Source organism: Citrobacter sp. Cm038, assembly GCF_030333105.1.
GTDB classification, from domain to species: domain Bacteria; phylum Pseudomonadota; class Gammaproteobacteria; order Enterobacterales; family Enterobacteriaceae; genus Citrobacter; species Citrobacter murliniae.
Map to the genome: position 1 here is coordinate 1,035,194 of NZ_JAOWGO010000022.1, position 17,854 is coordinate 1,053,047.

At 51.6% G+C, this 17,854-nt stretch carries 14 protein-coding genes; 11 read left to right on the forward strand and 3 right to left on the reverse strand.

Features of this window, described 5'->3' with window-relative positions; all coding sequences use genetic code 11:
• The first annotated feature begins 73 nt into the window (after positions 1 to 73).
• The 4 genes from relA (at position 74) to eno (ending at position 6,465) form a co-directional block, all read left to right on the forward strand.
• Positions 74 to 2,308 (forward strand): GTP diphosphokinase, encoded by a 2,235-nt coding sequence (gene relA, locus OGY01_RS16155; protein ID WP_045446871.1) that lies wholly within the window; start codon positions 74 to 76, stop codon positions 2,306 to 2,308.
• Between the two features lie 117 nt (positions 2,309 to 2,425).
• Positions 2,426 to 3,217: a nucleoside triphosphate pyrophosphohydrolase gene (gene mazG, locus OGY01_RS16160; RefSeq protein ID WP_048220657.1), complete on the forward strand. Its 792-nt coding sequence runs from the start codon at positions 2,426 to 2,428 to the stop codon at positions 3,215 to 3,217.
• A gap of 224 nt (positions 3,218 to 3,441) precedes the next feature.
• Positions 3,442 to 5,079: a glutamine hydrolyzing CTP synthase gene (gene pyrG / locus OGY01_RS16165; RefSeq protein ID WP_045446865.1), complete on the forward strand. Its 1,638-nt coding sequence runs from the start codon at positions 3,442 to 3,444 to the stop codon at positions 5,077 to 5,079.
• 87 nt (positions 5,080 to 5,166) lie between these two features.
• On the forward strand, positions 5,167 to 6,465 hold the full coding sequence (gene eno, locus OGY01_RS16170; RefSeq protein ID WP_045446862.1) for a phosphopyruvate hydratase: 1,299 nt from the start codon (positions 5,167 to 5,169) through the stop codon (positions 6,463 to 6,465).
• A 54-nt stretch (positions 6,466 to 6,519) separates the two neighbouring features.
• Here eno and OGY01_RS16175 read toward each other — a convergent pair whose 3' ends face one another.
• Positions 6,520 to 7,344 carry a MurR/RpiR family transcriptional regulator gene (locus tag OGY01_RS16175; RefSeq protein WP_045446859.1) on the reverse strand — a complete coding sequence of 275 codons (825 nt, stop codon included), beginning with the start codon at positions 7,342 to 7,344 and terminating at the stop codon, positions 6,520 to 6,522.
• Positions 7,345 to 7,509: 165 nt separating this feature from the next.
• On the opposite strand from OGY01_RS16175, the gene OGY01_RS16180 reads away from it, so the two are divergent.
• From OGY01_RS16180 to queE, 3 genes are all read left to right on the forward strand, one after another.
• Positions 7,510 to 9,066, forward strand: coding sequence for a PTS transporter subunit EIIC (locus tag OGY01_RS16180; protein ID WP_045446856.1), 1,557 nt, complete (start codon positions 7,510 to 7,512; stop codon positions 9,064 to 9,066).
• Positions 9,066 to 9,755 carry an N-acetylmannosamine-6-phosphate 2-epimerase gene (locus OGY01_RS16185; protein ID WP_286493360.1) on the forward strand — a complete coding sequence of 230 codons (690 nt, stop codon included), beginning with the start codon at positions 9,066 to 9,068 and terminating at the stop codon, positions 9,753 to 9,755. Before OGY01_RS16180 ends, OGY01_RS16185 begins: the two co-directional genes overlap by 1 nt.
• 71 nt (positions 9,756 to 9,826) lie before the next feature.
• A complete protein-coding gene (queE, locus tag OGY01_RS16190; protein WP_045446849.1) occupies positions 9,827 to 10,498 on the forward strand; it encodes a 7-carboxy-7-deazaguanine synthase QueE in 672 nt (223 codons plus the stop codon).
• 86 nt (positions 10,499 to 10,584) lie between these two features.
• Here queE and queD read toward each other — a convergent pair whose 3' ends face one another.
• A complete protein-coding gene (gene queD, locus OGY01_RS16195; protein ID WP_045446818.1) occupies positions 10,585 to 10,947 on the reverse strand; it encodes a 6-carboxytetrahydropterin synthase QueD in 363 nt (120 codons plus the stop codon).
• Positions 10,948 to 11,252: 305 nt separating this feature from the next.
• Here queD and cysJ point away from each other — a divergent pair, with 305 nt between their 5' ends.
• The 3 genes from cysJ (at position 11,253) to cysH (ending at position 15,598) form a co-directional block, all read left to right on the forward strand.
• The gene (gene cysJ / locus OGY01_RS16200; protein ID WP_286493361.1) at positions 11,253 to 13,052 is read left to right on the forward strand and encodes an NADPH-dependent assimilatory sulfite reductase flavoprotein subunit; all 1,800 of its coding nucleotides are present in this window, start codon (positions 11,253 to 11,255) and stop codon (positions 13,050 to 13,052) included.
• Positions 13,052 to 14,764, forward strand: coding sequence for an assimilatory sulfite reductase (NADPH) hemoprotein subunit (gene cysI / locus OGY01_RS16205; protein WP_286493363.1), 1,713 nt, complete (start codon positions 13,052 to 13,054; stop codon positions 14,762 to 14,764). Before cysJ ends, cysI begins: the two co-directional genes overlap by 1 nt.
• A gap of 99 nt (positions 14,765 to 14,863) precedes the next feature.
• Positions 14,864 to 15,598, forward strand: a complete 735-nt coding sequence (gene cysH, locus OGY01_RS16210; RefSeq protein ID WP_048220666.1) for a phosphoadenosine phosphosulfate reductase — start codon at positions 14,864 to 14,866, stop codon at positions 15,596 to 15,598.
• Between the two features lie 53 nt (positions 15,599 to 15,651).
• On the opposite strand, the gene OGY01_RS16215 is transcribed toward cysH, so the two are convergent.
• Positions 15,652 to 16,689, reverse strand: a complete 1,038-nt coding sequence (locus OGY01_RS16215) for an aminopeptidase (protein ID WP_045446805.1) — start codon at positions 16,687 to 16,689, stop codon at positions 15,652 to 15,654.
• 254 nt (positions 16,690 to 16,943) lie between these two features.
• Between OGY01_RS16215 and cysD the strand changes: the two genes are divergently transcribed.
• Positions 16,944 to 17,852: a sulfate adenylyltransferase subunit CysD gene (gene cysD / locus OGY01_RS16220; protein WP_003034152.1), complete on the forward strand. Its 909-nt coding sequence runs from the start codon at positions 16,944 to 16,946 to the stop codon at positions 17,850 to 17,852.
• Positions 17,853 to 17,854: the final 2 nt, after the last annotated feature.

The following is a 17,854-nucleotide window of genomic DNA, read 5'->3' on the forward strand; positions in this document are numbered from 1 at the left end:
CAAAAATGCAGCCTGAAAGACAGTGGGTATGGCTTGTCGACTTCGACAGGCCTGGCCCCTTAAGGAGAGGACGATGGTTGCGGTAAGAAGTGCACATATAAATAAAGCTGGTGAGTTTGATCCAAAGAAATGGATCGCGAGTCTCGGGATCTCCAGCCAGCAGTCGTGTGAACGCTTAGCCGAAACCTGGGCGTACTGCCTGCAGCAAACACAGGGGCATCCGGATGCGGATCTGCTGCTGTGGCGTGGTGTGGAAATGGTGGAAATACTCTCTATGTTGAGTATGGATATCGACACACTGCGGGCTGCAATGCTGTTTCCTCTGGCGGATGCCAGCGTGGTTAGCGAAGATACTCTGCGTGAAAGCGTAGGCACGTCTATCGTCAATCTTATCCACGGTGTACGCGATATGGCGGCGATCCGCCAGCTTAAAGCAACGCATACCGACTCAGTCTCATCAGAACAGGTCGATAACGTCCGTCGCATGTTGTTGGCAATGGTGGACGACTTCCGCTGTGTGGTCATCAAACTGGCAGAACGTATTGCGCACCTGCGTGAAGTGAAAGACGCACCGGAAGATGAACGTGTACTGGCGGCAAAAGAGTGCACCAATATCTATGCTCCGCTGGCCAACCGTTTAGGGATCGGGCAGTTAAAATGGGAGCTGGAAGATTACTGCTTCCGCTATCTGCATCCGGAAGAATACAAGCGCATTGCCAAATTGCTGCATGAGCGCCGCATCGATCGCGAACACTACATTGATGAGTTCGTCGGACATTTGCGCTCTGAAATGAAAATTGAAGGCGTTAAAGCGGAAGTGTACGGTCGCCCGAAACATATTTACAGCATCTGGCGCAAAATGCAGAAAAAGCAGTTGGCCTTTGATGAACTGTTCGATGTGCGCGCCGTGCGTATCGTGGCGGAACGTCTGCAGGACTGCTATGCCGCGCTCGGGATTGTTCATACCCACTATCGCCATCTGCCTGATGAGTTTGATGACTACGTCGCGAATCCGAAACCTAACGGTTACCAGTCAATCCATACGGTTGTGCTGGGGCCAGGCGGTAAAACCATTGAAATCCAGATCCGTACCAAACAGATGCACGAAGATGCGGAGCTGGGCGTCGCAGCGCACTGGAAGTACAAAGAGGGCACCGCGTCAGGTGCGGCTCGCTCCGGTCATGAAGATCGGATTGCGTGGCTACGTAAGCTGATCGCCTGGCAGGAAGAGATGGCGGATTCCGGCGAAATGCTGGACGAAGTGCGCAGCCAGGTCTTTGACGATCGGGTTTATGTCTTTACGCCAAAAGGCGATGTCGTGGACTTACCCGCTGGCTCCACGCCGCTTGATTTTGCCTATCACATTCACAGTGATGTGGGACACCGTTGTATTGGTGCCAAAATTGGTGGACGCATCGTGCCGTTTACCTACCAGCTACAAATGGGTGATCAAATTGAAATTATCACCCAGAAGCAGCCAAACCCAAGTCGTGACTGGCTGAACCCTAACCTGGGTTATGTGACTACCAGTCGTGGCCGCTCGAAAATTCATGCCTGGTTCCGTAAACAAGACAGGGACAAGAATATTCTGGCCGGAAGACAGATCCTCGATGACGAACTGGCGCATTTGGGCATTAGTCTGAAAGAGGCTGAAAAACACCTGCTTCCGCGTTACAACTTCAACGAACTTGAGGAACTGCTGGCCGCGATTGGTGGGGGAGATATCCGCCTCAACCAGATGGTGAACTTCCTGCAATCGCAGTTTAATAAGCCGAGTGCAGCCGAACAAGATGCGGCGGCGCTGAAACAGCTTCAGCAGAAAACGCATGCGCCGCAAAGCCGTCGTAAAGATGATGGTCGCGTCGTGGTTGAAGGGGTTGGAAACCTGATGCATCACATCGCTCGCTGCTGCCAGCCGATCCCTGGCGATGAGATCGTTGGATTTATCACCCAGGGGCGTGGTATTTCCGTACACCGGGCCGATTGCGAACAACTGGTGGAGCTGCGCTCACATGCGCCGGAACGAATTGTCGATGCAGTTTGGGGTGAGAGTTATTCTGCCGGGTATTCGCTGGTTGTCCGTGTTCAGGCCAACGATCGTAGCGGCTTATTGCGCGATATCACTACCATTCTGGCTAACGAGAAGGTGAACGTGCTGGGTGTTGCCAGCCGTAGTGATACTAAACAGCAGCTTGCTACTATCGATATGACCATCGAAATTTATAACCTGCAGGTGCTCGGGCGCGTACTCGGCAAGCTCAATCAGGTACCCGATGTGATCGACGCGCGTCGTTTACACGGTGGATAATTTTTCTTCGTAGGCCTGATAAGACGCAATGGTGTCACTATCAGGCATCATGAAAGCGCCGGATGGCGACGTAAGTCTTATCCGGCCTGTCTATTGAATCGTTTTCAGGATCTTCACATGAATCAAATCGACCGACTGCTCGGTATTATGCAGCGCCTGCGCGACCCGGAAAACGGCTGTCCGTGGGATAAAGAGCAGACTTTCGCCACTATTGCCCCTTACACTCTCGAAGAAACTTATGAAGTTCTCGATGCCATTGCGCGTGAAGACTTCGACGATCTGCGCGGAGAACTGGGCGATCTGCTGTTTCAGGTGGTGTTTTACGCCCAAATGGCGCAGGAAGAAGGACGTTTCAATTTTGATGATATCTGTGCTGCTATCAGCGATAAGCTCGAGCGTCGTCATCCGCATGTATTTGCCGATGTTTCTGCCAGCAACAGTACAGAGGTACTAACCCGCTGGGAGCAAATAAAAAGCGAAGAGCGTGCAGAGAAAGCTCAGCATTCCGCGCTTGATGATATTCCTCGCAGCTTACCAGCATTAATGCGCGCGCAAAAAATCCAGAAACGTTGCTCAAATGTTGGTTTCGACTGGAAGACGCTAGGACCGGTTGTCGATAAGGTTTACGAAGAGATCGACGAAGTGATGTTCGAAGCGAAGCAGGCCGTTGTCGACCAGGCTAAACTGGAGGAGGAAATGGGGGATTTGCTGTTTGCGACGGTCAATATGGCGCGTCATTTAGGCACTAAAGCAGAGACTGCATTACAAAAAGCCAACGAGAAATTTGAACGACGTTTTCGTGAAGTTGAACGAATTGTTGCTGAACGAGGTCTGGAAATGACTGGAGTTGATCTGGAAACTATGGAAGAAGTCTGGCAACAGGTAAAACGCCAGGAAATTGATCTCTAAAGGATTTCGTCGGTCAAGGGCGATTTGTGTGATTTTTTAAATAACAAGCGATTGATTTACGTCAAAAACATTTACCCCAAAGGGGCTATTTTCTCACTCCCGATGTTAATGTGAGCCTGGTGAAGAGGAGGAATAATGAAAGTTTGTGGCGCTCGTCATGTTCGGGTATACTACTTTCCCGTCTTGGTTATTCCATCGTTTCACCCTAACTTCTCAGGTCCAGCATGACAACGAACTATATTTTTGTGACCGGCGGGGTCGTATCCTCTCTGGGTAAAGGCATTGCCGCAGCCTCCCTGGCAGCTATTCTTGAGGCACGTGGCCTCAACGTGACCATGATGAAACTGGATCCGTATATCAACGTTGATCCAGGTACTATGAGTCCAATCCAACACGGGGAAGTGTTCGTTACTGAAGACGGCGCTGAAACCGACCTGGACCTGGGTCACTACGAGCGTTTCATTCGTACCAAAATGACTCGCCGCAATAACTTCACTACCGGGCGTATCTACTCCGATGTCCTGCGCAAAGAGCGCCGTGGCGACTATCTGGGCGCAACCGTACAGGTTATTCCACACATCACTAACGCGATTAAAGAGCGCGTCCTTGCCGGTGGCGAAGGTCATGATGTGGTGCTGGTTGAAATCGGTGGTACGGTCGGTGATATCGAATCTCTGCCGTTCCTGGAAGCGATTCGTCAGTTGGCGGTGGATATTGGTCGTGAGCACGCGCTGTTCATGCACCTGACCCTGGTTCCTTATTTGGCGGCGGCAGGTGAAGTCAAAACTAAACCGACTCAGCACTCCGTAAAAGAACTGCTTTCCATCGGTATTCAGCCAGATATTCTGATCTGTCGTTCAGATCGCGCGGTTCCGGCCAACGAACGTGCAAAAATTGCATTGTTCTGTAATGTGCCAGAAAAAGCCGTTATTTCAATGAAAGATGTCGATTCTATTTATAAAATTCCAGGCCTGTTGAAATCTCAGGGGCTGGACGATTATATTTGTAAACGATTCAGCTTGAACTGTCCGGAAGCAAATCTGTCAGAATGGGAACAGGTTATCTACGAAGAAGCTAATCCGGCAGGTGAAGTGACTATCGGTATGGTTGGCAAGTATATTGAACTGCCGGATGCCTATAAGTCAGTGATCGAAGCGCTGAAGCACGGTGGTTTGAAGAATCGTGTCACCGTTAACATCAAGCTGATTGATTCGCAGGATGTCGAAACACGTGGTGTTGAGATCCTGAAAGGTCTCGATGCAATCCTGATCCCTGGCGGCTTCGGCTACCGTGGTGTTGAAGGTAAAATCGCGACAGCGCGCTTTGCGCGTGAGAACAATATTCCTTATCTGGGCATTTGCCTGGGTATGCAGGTTGCGTTGATTGAGTTTGCACGTAACGTAGCGGGGATGGACAACGCCAACTCTACGGAATTTGTGCCAGACTGTAAGTACCCGGTGGTGGCCCTGATTACCGAATGGCGTGATGAAGACGGCAACGTCGAGGTCCGTTCCGAGAAGAGCGATCTGGGTGGCACTATGCGCCTTGGCGCGCAGCAGTGTCAGTTGGACGACGAGAGTCTGGTACGTCAACTGTACGGCACGCCGACAATTGTTGAACGCCATCGTCACCGCTACGAAGTCAACAATATGCTGTTGAAACAAATTGAAGCTGCGGGTCTGCGTGTTGCAGGCCGTTCCGGTGATGATCAGTTGGTCGAGATCATTGAGGTACCGAATCATCCGTGGTTCGTGGCCTGTCAGTTCCACCCGGAATTTACTTCCACGCCGCGTGATGGACACCCGCTGTTCGCAGGCTTTGTGAAAGCCGCTAGTGAACATCAGAAGCGTCAGGCGAAGTAAGAAGTAGAAAAGTTAGAACGGCAATGCACCCACACGGGTGCATTGTTTGTCTGGAGTTTTAGTTTAACTTGTACTGAGGAAAATCTAATGTCCAAAATCGTTAAAATCATCGGTCGTGAAATCATCGACTCCCGTGGTAACCCGACTGTTGAAGCCGAAGTACACCTGGAAGGTGGTTTCGTTGGTATGGCAGCAGCTCCGTCAGGTGCTTCTACTGGTTCCCGCGAAGCACTGGAACTGCGCGATGGCGACAAATCCCGTTTCATGGGTAAAGGCGTAACCAAAGCTGTTGCAGCGGTTAACGGCCCGATTGCTCAGGCTCTGCTGGGTAAAGATGCTAAAGATCAGGCTGGCATCGACAAGATCATGATCGATCTGGACGGTACTGAAAACAAATCTAACTTCGGTGCAAACGCCATCCTGGCTGTGTCCCTGGCTAACGCCAAAGCAGCAGCTGCTGCTAAAGGCCTGCCGCTGTATGCACATATCGCTGAACTGAACGGTACTCCGGGCAAATACTCCATGCCGGTTCCGATGATGAACATCATCAACGGTGGTGAGCACGCTGACAACAACGTCGACATCCAGGAATTCATGATTCAGCCGGTTGGCGCAAAAACTCTGAAAGAAGCCGTACGTATGGGTTCTGAAGTGTTCCACAACCTGGCTAAAGTTCTGAAAGCGAAAGGCATGAACACTGCAGTTGGCGACGAAGGCGGCTACGCGCCGAACCTGGGTTCCAACGCTGAAGCTCTGGCTGTAATCGCTGAAGCTGTTAAAGCCGCTGGTTACGAGCTGGGTAAAGACATCACCCTGGCGATGGACTGCGCAGCATCTGAATTCTACAAAGACGGTAAATACGTTCTGGCTGGTGAAGGCAACAAAGCATTCACCTCCGAAGAATTCACTCACTTCCTGGAAGAACTGACCAAACAGTACCCGATCGTGTCCATCGAAGATGGTCTGGACGAGTCTGACTGGGACGGTTTCGCATACCAGACCAAAGTTCTGGGCGACAAAATCCAGCTGGTTGGTGACGATCTGTTCGTAACTAACACCAAGATCCTGAAAGAAGGCATCGAAAAAGGCATCGTTAACTCCATCCTGATCAAATTCAACCAGATCGGTTCTCTGACCGAAACTCTGGCTGCGATCAAAATGGCGAAAGACGCTGGCTACACTGCTGTCATCTCTCACCGTTCTGGCGAAACTGAAGACGCTACCATCGCTGACCTGGCTGTTGGTACCGCTGCAGGCCAGATCAAAACCGGTTCTATGAGCCGTTCTGACCGCGTTGCTAAATACAACCAGCTGATTCGTATCGAAGAAGCTCTGGGTGAGCAAGCGCCGTACAACGGTCGTAAAGAGATCAAAGGCCAGGCTTAATCCTGTTCTTTAGCTCTTAACGTAAAACCCGCTTCGGCGGGTTTTTTTATGTCTTTAAAGTAGCAGTGGCAGAGTCGCACTGGCGGTTTGCTGACTGACATCGCTGTACTGTTCATCCAACGCAATAAGTGATGTGGTGAGCAATTCAATTAATAGCATTACGCCCACTTTTGCATTCAGCGCCCCGGCGCTCAGCGGTCCTTCGGGTTTGGCTGCAACCAGTTGGATATCACTCAGAGAAGCCAGCGGACTGCGCGGCGTATTGCTCAGCGACAGTACAGGGACGCCGTGTGTACGCGCAAGTTTAACCACATGCAGCAGATCGCGAGTGGAACCTGAACTGGAAATTGCCACCACCAGCGAGTTTTTGGAAAGCGTTGTGGCATTCATGGCGGCACGATGCATGTCGCTGAACAGTTGTGCGGGCTTGCCAAGGCGCAAAAGTTTATAATGTAGATATTCCCCCAGAATCGCACTGGCCGCCACGCCATAAATCTGTACCGACTGCGCCTGGTGCAGTGCGAGGGCTGCTGCTTCCAGTAATGTTCTGTCGAGTAATTTTGCTGTGTCCTGCAACGCCTGAACGGATTCATTGACCACGTTGTCAATCTCATCGCCGCTGTGTTCTACGGGCTGTCCGTGCTGGAGATCAAGTGCCAGCGCCATCTTAAATTCGTTATATCCCTTACATCCCAGCGTGCGGCACAGGCGCGTGACGCTTGCCTCGCTGGTGTCGCTTTCGCGAGCCAGCTCGGTAATCGTCAGATAGACAACTTTCGCCGGATCGCTCAGCACAAACTCACCCAGCTTCTGTTGTGTCCGGCTATATCCGTCTACACCCTGGCGCAATCTCAGCAGCAGGTTTTCATTTTCTGACATGCAAAATCCTTAATACGTTTCTCTGTCGATAGTGTGGCGGAAAGCTGGGGAGAGATGCCAGACATTTTAAAAAAGTATGATCGACTTCCTGGTTTTTGATGGTAATTTTCATTTATTAAATTAATTATGGTAAAAATTTTCATCAACAATCAGGAGAAATGAAAAATGATGAAAATGTTTAGCGGCGCTTCCTCTGGGGCGTGGTTTGAAAAGGCGCAGCGGTTCGGTAAATCGTTCATGCTGCCGATTGCGATCTTGCCCGCTGCGGGACTGCTGTTGGGCATTGGTGGTGCATTATCGAACCCTAATACGCTGACGGCCTATCCGTTTTTAGATGTCGACTGGTTGCAGGCTATCTTCACTATCATGACCAGCGCGGGTTCCATTGTGTTTGCCAACCTGTCGGTGCTCTTTGCCGTTGGGGTGGCGGTAGGCCTGGCGAAAACGGATAAAGGCACGGCGGGGCTTGCAGCGCTGTTGGCGTTTCTGGTGATGAATGCCACCATCAACGCCTTGCTGATCCTGAACGGGACGCTGGCGCATGAAAACCCGGGGGCTGTTGGTCAGGGGATGACGCTTGGTATCCAGACGCTGGAAACGGGAGTATTTGGTGGTGTGGTGATTGGTCTGGTCACTTGTGCGCTGCACAGTCGCTTTAATAAAGTCTCGCTACCACAGTTTCTGGGTTTCTTTAGCGGCTCACGCTTTGTGCCGATTATTAGCTCGCTCGCGGCGATTGCCGTGGGTGCCGCTATGACGGTTGTCTGGCCTCATTTCCAGAAACTTATTTTTGGACTGGGTGGCCTTGTGGATGCAACAGGTTACCTGGGGACGCTGCTGTACGGCTTTATTCTGCGTATGCTTGGCCCATTGGGCTTACATCATATCTTTTATCTGCCGTTCTGGACGACGGCGCTTGGTGGCAGTGAAATCGTTAACGGCCAACTGGTCGAAGGCACGCAGCGTATTTTCTTTGCTCAGCTTGCCGATCCGAACACCCAGCAGTTCTATGTGGGTACCTCACGCTTTATGTCCGGGCGCTTCATCACCATGATGTTCGGCCTGCTCGGAGCATGTCTGGCGATGTATCACACCGCTAAGTCAGAGAACAAAAAAGTTGTCGCCGGTCTGCTGCTGTCAGCCGCCTTGACCTCTTTCCTGACCGGCATCACTGAGCCGATTGAGTTCTCCTTCCTGTTTGTGGCTCCTGTCTTATATGTCATTCACGCCTTCTTCGATGGACTGGCGTTTATGATTGCTCATATTTTACATATCACCATCGGTCAAACCTTCTCGGGTGGACTTATCGATTTCATCCTCTTTGGTGTGTTGCAGGGCGAAGCGAAAACCAACTGGATGTACGTGCCTATGGTGGGTGTGCCGTGGTTCTTCCTGTATTACTTCACCTTCCGCTATTTGATAAATCGCTTTGGCTGGCTGACGCCGGGCCGCGAGAACGCAACATCCGTAGAAAACACACTGCCTCAAAGTGAACGAGCAGCAGCCGTGGTCGCCGGACTTGGGGGCAAAGAGAATCTGGAAGAGGTGGATTGTTGTGCTACGCGTTTACGCGTGACGGTGAAAGATGGCAGCAAAGTTAATGAAGCGGCGCTGAAAGCAACCGGGGCGCGTGGTGTGATTATTCGTGGCAATGGTGTTCAGGTGATCTATGGCCCGCACGTCACCATTATCAAAAATGAAGTTGAAGAGATCTTATCGTAATGAAAACTGTATTAGATTCGCTGAAAGGTAAGTTAATTGTCTCCTGCCAGGCGCTGGAAAATGAACCTCTGCACAGCCCGTTTATCATGTCACGTATGGCGCTGGCGGCAGCGCAGGGTGGGGCGGCTGGTATTCGTGCAAACAGTATAGCGGACATACGCGCCATTAAAGAGAGCGTCGCACTGCCGATCATTGGGATCATCAAACGCGATTACCAGGGGAGCGAAGTGTTTATCACCGCTACCATGCAGGAGGTGGATGAGTTGATGGTCGTTGAGCCAGAGATTATCGCCCTTGATGCAACTGCGCGCCCACGTCCCGGTGGGCAAACGCTGGAAGAGCTAGTTGTGCAGATCCGCGCACGCTACCCATCCGTGTTGTTGATGGCGGATATCTCCAACGTCGACGAAGCCGTCACTGCCGAACGACTGGGTTTTGACTGCGTGGGTACAACGCTTTATGGCTATACGGCAGAGACTGTCGGGCATGTGCTTGCGGATAATGACTGTGGTTTTTTACGTGAGGTGCTGGCTGCGGTTACTCTGCCGGTGGTGGCGGAGGGGAATGTCGATACCCCTGAACGGGCCGCACAATGCCTGGCATTGGGCGCATACACCGTGGTGGTGGGGGGCGCTATCACCCGTCCACAGCAAATAACGGCACGCTTTGTCACGGCAATCGCGTCGTAAAGCAACGATCGGGCATGATACTTTGGTGGGGATCTGCGATAATTATCGTTTATCCCCATATTGAGAAGACTATGCAGTACCCGATTAACGAGATGTTCCAGACCCTGCAAGGTGAGGGTTACTTTACCGGCGTCCCCGCCATTTTCATTCGTTTACAGGGATGCCCGGTTGGCTGTGCCTGGTGCGATACCAAACACACCTGGGATAAGCTTGAGGATCGGGAAGTCTCCTTATACAGCATCCTTGCGAAAACTAAAGAAAGTGACAAGTGGGGGGCGGCAAGCAGCGAAGATCTGCTGACGGTGATTCAGCGTCAGGGCTATACCGCCCGTCATGTGGTGATTACCGGCGGTGAACCTTGTATCCATGACCTGATGCCACTTACTGATTTGCTGGAAAAGAACGGTTTCAGTTGCCAGATTGAGACCAGTGGCACACATGAAGTGCGCTGCACGCCGAATACCTGGGTGACAGTATCGCCGAAGGTGAATATGCGCGGTGGCTACGACGTGCTGTCACAGGCGCTGGAACGTGCCAATGAAATCAAGCACCCGGTTGGCCGTGTTCGCGATATTGAAGCGTTGGATGAACTGTTGGCAACGTTGACTGATGATAAACCGCGAATCATTGCCTTACAGCCAATCAGTCAGAAGGAAGATGCCACGCGCCTGTGTATTGATACCTGTATTGCACGCAACTGGCGCTTGTCGATGCAAACGCACAAGTATTTGAATATTGCCTAGATATATTGTCTTTATCCGGCACTACATAGTGCGCATTCGTAGGCCGGGTAAGACAATATGCGTCGCCTTCCGGCAAGTGTCTTGAATCACTCGCCGCGATAGACGCAACCCGCCGTGCAGGTCTCTTTCACCATCACTGCGCTCAGCAGAGGGACGACAGGTTTTACCTCATCCCAAATCCATTTTGCCAGCACTTCGCTGGTAGGGTTGGACAGACCCGGAATATCGTTCAGGTAGTAGTGATCCAGACGATCGTATGTCGGCTTAAACGCTGCTTTCAGCTCAGAAAAATCCATGATCCAACCGGTATGCGGATCGACTTCACCGGTAATTTCAAGACGCACCATAAATGAGTGACCATGCAGGCGGCCACATTTATGTCCTTCCGGTACATGCGGCAGGCGGTGGGCGGCTTCGAAGGTGAAATCTTTAAACAGGGTGGTGGTCATGATTAGCTCTCAATGATACGAAAAACCGCCGTAGGGTACCGGAAAGTACGTTTTTTATCATTAACTAAAACGGCGTTCAGCACCTGATTGCACTATTTATCGATGTTAACTTTTTTATTTTCTTTAATTTCATGCGATTAGATAATCGTTTTTGCTGTTAATAACTATAGCTAAAACAAGTTAGTCCATTTGGTTATTTGTTATTTCCATCACTTCTTTAGTTGTGACTATCACCACCGTTAACCTTATCTTCAGTTTGGGTTTTATTGCTGAAATCCGCTTTGCTTACTGGAACATGACAACGCATGACGACACAGGCCCCACCTTCTGCTTTGCTTCCGCTAAACCCGGAGCAACTGGCACGCCTTCAGGCGGCCACGAACGATCTCTCGCCCTCGCAGCTTGCGTGGGTTTCTGGCTATTTCTGGGGCGTGCTGAATCAGCAGCCGGGCGCAAATGTTGCTTCACCTGCGCCTGTCGCTGACGTTCCGGGGATCACGCTTATTTCCGCTTCACAGACCGGCAATGCCCGCCGTGTGGCGGAAGCTCTGCGCGACGATCTGCTCGCCGCGAAACTCAATGTCACCCTGATCAATGCCGGCGACTATAAGTTCAAACAAATCGCTAACGAAAAATTGCTGGTTGTGGTGGCATCGACTCAGGGGGAAGGTGAACCAGCGGAAGAAGCGGTGGCGCTGCATAAGTTCCTGTTCTCTAAAAAAGCGCCGAAGCTTGAAAACACCGCTTTTGCTGTTTTTGGTCTCGGAGATACCTCTTACGAGTTTTTCTGCCAGTCTGGAAAAGACTTCGATAGCAAACTGGCGGAGCTTGGCGGTGAACGTTTGCTCGATCGTGTGGATGCGGATGTTGAATACCAGACCGCGGCGGCAGAATGGCGTGCTCGTCTGGTTGATGTGCTGAAGGCTCGTGCCCCTGCTGCATCTTCTGTCCAGACCGCAGCAAGTGGTGCCGTGAACGAGGTGCATACCAGTCCGTATACCAAAGAGGCGCCGCTCAGTGCTTCCCTTTCTGTGAACCAGAAAATTACCGGACGTGACTCTGAAAAAGATGTACGCCATATTGAAATCGATCTTGGCGATTCGGGTCTGCGTTATCAGCCGGGCGATGCCTTAGGAGTCTGGTATCAAAACGATCCAGCCTTAGTGAAAGAGATCGTAGAACTGTTATGGCTGAAAGGTGATGAACCTGTCACGGTTGATGGGAAATTAATACCGCTCACTGAAGCCTTACAGTGGCATTTCGAACTGACGGTTAACACAGCCAATATCGTGGAGAATTACGCCAGCTTAACGCGCAGTGAAACATTACTGCCGCTGGTAGGCGATAAAGCGCAATTACAACATTACGCGGCGACAACTCCGATTGTCGATATGCTGCGCTTCTCTCCGGCACAACTGGACGCTAACGCGTTAACGGGTCTGTTGCGTCCGCTGACACCTCGGTTGTACTCCATTGCGTCCTCACAGGCAGAGGTGGAAAGCGAAGTGCATGTCACCGTTGGTGCTGTGCGTTTTGAAGTTGAAGGCCGCGCGCGTGCTGGTGGTGCTTCCAGCTTCCTCGCCGATCGCGTTGAAGAAGAAGGTGAAGTGCGTGTGTTCATTGAACATAACGACAACTTCCGTCTGCCAGCTAACCCTGAAACGCCGGTGATTATGATTGGTCCTGGCACTGGCATTGCGCCGTTCCGCGCTTTTATGCAGCAACGCGCTGCTGATGAAGCGCCGGGCAAAAACTGGTTGTTCTTTGGCAACCCGCACTTTACTGAAGATTTCCTGTATCAGGTGGAATGGCAGCGCTACGTCAAAGAGGGTGTGCTGAGCCGTATCGATCTCGCCTGGTCTCGTGACCAAAAAGAAAAAGTCTACGTACAAGATAAACTGCGCCAACAAGGTGCGGAACTGTGGCGCTGGATTAATGACGGTGCGCACATTTATGTCTGCGGCGACGCCAATCGCATGGCGAAAGATGTTGAGCAGGCTTTGCTGGAAGTGATTGCCGAATTCGGTGGTATGGATACCGAAGCGGCGGATGAATTTTTAAGTGAGCTGCGCGTTGAGCGCCGTTATCAGCGAGATGTCTACTAATGAGTGAAAAACATCCAGGACCACTGGTGGTCGAAGGTAAGCTGTCCGACGCTGAACGTATGAAGCTGGAAAGCAACTATCTGCGTGGCACCATTGCCGAAGATTTAAATGACGGTCTCACCGGTGGTTTCAAAGGTGATAACTTTCTGCTGATCCGTTTTCACGGGATGTACCAGCAGGATGACCGCGATATTCGCGCCGAACGCGCCGAGCAGAAGCTGGAGCCGCGTCACGCGATGCTGCTGCGCTGCCGCCTGCCGGGCGGTGTTATCACCACCAAACAGTGGCAGGCGATCGATAAGTTTGCCCACGACAACACCATTTACGGCAGCATTCGTCTGACTAACCGCCAGACCTTCCAGTTCCACGGTATTCTGAAAAAGAACGTCAAACCGGTGCATCAGATGCTGCATTCGGTCGGGCTGGACGCACTGGCGACCGCCAACGACATGAACCGTAACGTGTTGTGCACCTCCAACCCGTATGAGTCTGAGCTACACGCGGAAGCTTACGAGTGGGCGAAAAAGATCTCTGAACATTTGCTACCGCGCACTCGCGCTTATGCGGAGATCTGGCTCGATCAGGAAAAAGTCGCAACGACCGATGAAGAGCCGATTTTGGGGCAAACCTATCTGCCGCGTAAGTTCAAAACCACGGTGGTGATCCCACCGCAAAACGATATCGATCTGCATGCTAACGATATGAACTTTGTGGCGGTCGCAGAAAACGGCAAACTGGTGGGCTTTAACCTTCTGGTCGGTGGCGGGCTTTCTATTGAGCACGGCAACAAGAAAACCTATGCGCGTACAGCCAGTGAATTTGGCTATCTGCCGCTGGAACATACTTTAGCGGTGGCGGAAGCGGTGGTCACGACTCAGCGCGACTGGGGCAACCGTACCGACCGTAAAAATGCCAAAACGAAATACACGCTGGAACGCGTGGGCGTGGAGACCTTCAAAGCGGAAGTTGAGCGTCGTGCAGGTATCAAATTCGAACCGATTCGCCCGTATGAATTTACGGGGCGCGGCGATCGTATTGGATGGGTGAAGGGTATCGATAATAAATGGCACCTGACGCTGTTTATCGAGAATGGTCGTATTCTGGATTATCCTGGACGTCCGCTGAAAACGGGACTGCTGGAAATCTCGAAGATCCACAAAGGTGAGTTCCGTATTACGGCGAACCAGAACCTGATCATTGCCGGTGTGCCGGACAATCAGAAAGCGAAGATTGAAAAGATAGCGCGTGACAGCGGCCTGATGAATGCTGTTACCCCGCAACGTGAAAACTCGATGGCTTGCGTGTCGTTCCCGACCTGCCCGCTGGCGATGGCTGAAGCTGAACGCTTCCTGCCGACGTTTATTGATAACATCGACACGCTGATGGCGAAGCATGACGTGAGTGATGAACATATTGTAATGCGTGTAACAGGCTGCCCGAACGGTTGCGGACGCGCGATGCTGGCGGAAGTTGGGCTGGTGGGGAAAGCGCCAGGGCGTTACAACCTGCATCTGGGCGGAAACCGTATCGGTACGCGCATTCCGCGCATGTTCAAAGAGAATATCACCGAGCCGGAAATTCTGGCATTGATGGATGAACTGATTGGGCGCTGGGTGAAAGAACGCGAAGCGGGTGAAGGCTTCGGAGACTTTACGGTGCGTGCGGGCATTATTCGCCCGGTGCTCGATCCCGCTCGGGATCTCTGGGAATAATGTGAAATTGCCGGATGGCGGCATGAATGTCTTATCTGGCCTGCTGCACGATTGTAGGCCTGAGATGCGCAGCACCATCAGGCAATAAGTGAGGTAACGATGTCCGAACTCGATCTAAACGCATTGAACGCGCTACCAAAAGTTGAGCGTGTCATGGCGTTGGCGGAAACTAACAGCCAACTGGAAAAACTAAGCGCGCAAGAGCGAGTGGCGTGGGCGCTCGAAAACCTGCCTGGCGAGTATGTGCTTTCATCAAGCTTTGGTATTCAGGCGGCGGTCAGCTTGCATCTGGTGAATCAGATCCGTCCGGATATTCCGGTGATCCTCACCGATACCGGTTATCTGTTCCCGGAAACCTATCAATTCATTGACGAGTTAACAGACAAGCTCAAGCTTAATTTGCAGGTCTATCGGGCTAAGGAGAGCGCTGCCTGGCAGGAGGCGCGCTACGGCAAACTGTGGGAGCAGGGCGTTGAGGGCATTGAGAAATACAATGACATCAACAAAGTTGAACCGATGAACCGTGCGCTGAAAGAGCTGAATGCGCAAACCTGGTTTGCAGGTCTGCGTCGTGAACAGTCCGGAAGCCGCGCGCATTTACCGGTGCTGGCCATTCAGCGCGGGGTATTTAAACTGCTACCGATTATCGACTGGGACAACCGGACGGTGTACCAGTACTTGCAGCAACACGGGCTGAAATATCATCCGTTGTGGGATCAGGGCTACCTCTCGGTGGGCGATACCCATACTACCCGTAAATGGGAACCGGGCATGGCAGAAGAAGAGACGCGCTTCTTCGGGCTTAAACGCGAGTGTGGCCTGCACGAAGGTTGAAGTGGTAAAAGGCCCGGTAAGCTCTATCCGCTACCGGGCATTAATTTTGTGTATTAACCCGCTTTCGCCAGCTCTTTCACCAACGGCAACATAATGCGTACTACGTCGCGGCTACGGTGTTCAATACGGCCAGGTAGCACTTTATCGATATGCTGTTGGTTATCCAGCCGTATATCATGCCAGCTGTTGCCGGCGGGGAATGAGGCGCTTTTGGCCCGCTGCTGATAGCCGTCTTTTTTGCCCAGATTCCAGTTTGTTGCTTCAACGGAGAGCACAGAAATTCCCGCTTTGTCGAAAACCTCCGCATCGTTACAACATCCTGTTCCCTTCGGATAGTCCTTATTCATACCCGGATTGGTGCTGGCGGTAATGCCGCGGCTATGGGCGATAGCCAGCGCCCGATCGCGTGTGAGTTTTCGTACCGCTTCGGGGGTTTTTTGTCCACTGTTGAAATAGAGCTTATCGCCGACGATAAGGTTATCGAGGTTAATGACCAACAGCGTATTTTTCTTTTCTGCTGCGCTCATGCGTTTGAGCACGTTCTCCGCACCGAGCTTGCCTTCTTCCTCACCGCTGGTGGCGATAAAGCGAATGCCGTATTGCGTCGGTACATTTTTTAGTTTTTCTGCCAGCTCCAGCATGACGCCCAGACCTGCGGCGTTGTCGTCGATTCCCTGCAAGGTTAATCCACCCAGATTGGCATCGGAATCGGCATCGCTTTGTGGGGCATAGGTATCGAGGTGCGCCATAATAATAATCTGCTGTGGCGCTTTGCCTTCATGCGCTGCTATTACGGTGCTTCCCGTTATGTTATGCCAGTTTTTACGATTATTTTTGGCGGTATAAACATAGCGGCTATTAAATGTCCGAATATCACTGCGGTATCCCATCTGTTCAAATTGCTGACGCAAATAATCAGCGGACAACATTTCGGCGGGAGAACCAGTCATGCGCCCAGGAAAGAACGTTGCTATATATCGAGCCTGAGTATTAGCGATAACTCCGGGTTTCTCGGATGTTGCCTGTGCGGGAAGGATAAAGCATACGCCGAGCGCCAGGGCAGCAGGAAGGTGGCGCAATGCGGAAAACATAATGAGTCCTTAAATACCAAGCATAAATTTTTAACCGCTAGTATGAAACCGTGATCGCGGTAAAACAATTTCATTTGCTCCTAAATGCCCGAAATTCGGTAGCTTAAGCACTTTTTGATATTTGCTTTTCCAGATCGTTATTCCTTTGAGGAACTACTCATTCCAATTCGTAATTTCATTCGCTCCCCTGCGCTCCCTATAGTCGAGTTATCTGAGTATCGTTAGCAAAATAGCGGCATTACATAGGAACGGTTATGGATCAAAAACGACTTACCCACCTGCGGCAACTGGAAGCGGAAAGCATCCATATCATTCGTGAGGTGGCCGCCGAGTTTTCTAATCCGGTGATGATGTATTCCATCGGCAAGGACTCCAGCGTAATGCTGCATCTGGCGCGCAAAGCGTTTTATCCAGGCACGCTGCCATTCCCTTTGCTTCACGTTGATACCGGCTGGAAATTTAGCGAGATGTATGAATTTCGTGACCGTACGGCGAAAGCTTATGGTTGCGAACTGCTGGTGCATAAAAACCCGGAAGGGGTGGCAATGGGGATCAACCCGTTTGTCCATGGTAGCGCCAAGCATACTGACATCATGAAAACTGAAGGGCTGAAGCAAGCTCTGAATAAATACGGTTTTGATGCCGCGTTCGGTGGTGCTCGTCGTGATGAAGAGAAATCGCGCGCTAAAGAGCGTATTTACTCCTTTCGTGACCGTTTTCATCGCTGGGACCCAAAAAACCAGCGTCCGGAACTGTGGCACAACTACAACGGGCAGATAAACAAAGGCGAAAGTATTCGCGTATTTCCGCTCTCTAACTGGACCGAGCAGGATATCTGGCAGTACATCTGGCTGGAGAATATCGACATTGTTCCGCTGTACCTGGCAGCGGAGCGTCCGGTCCTTGAACGTGACGGTATGCTGATGATGATTGACGACGACAGGATCGATTTGCAGCCGGGCGAAGTTATCAAAAAACGTATGGTGCGTTTTCGCACGCTCGGCTGCTGGCCGCTAACCGGTGCCGTGGAGTCGAATGCGCAAACGCTGCCGGAAATTATTGAAGAGATGCTGGTCTCAACCACCAGTGAACGTCAGGGGCGCGTAATAGATCGTGACCAGGCGGGCTCCATGGAGCTGAAGAAACGTCAGGGGTATTTCTAAGG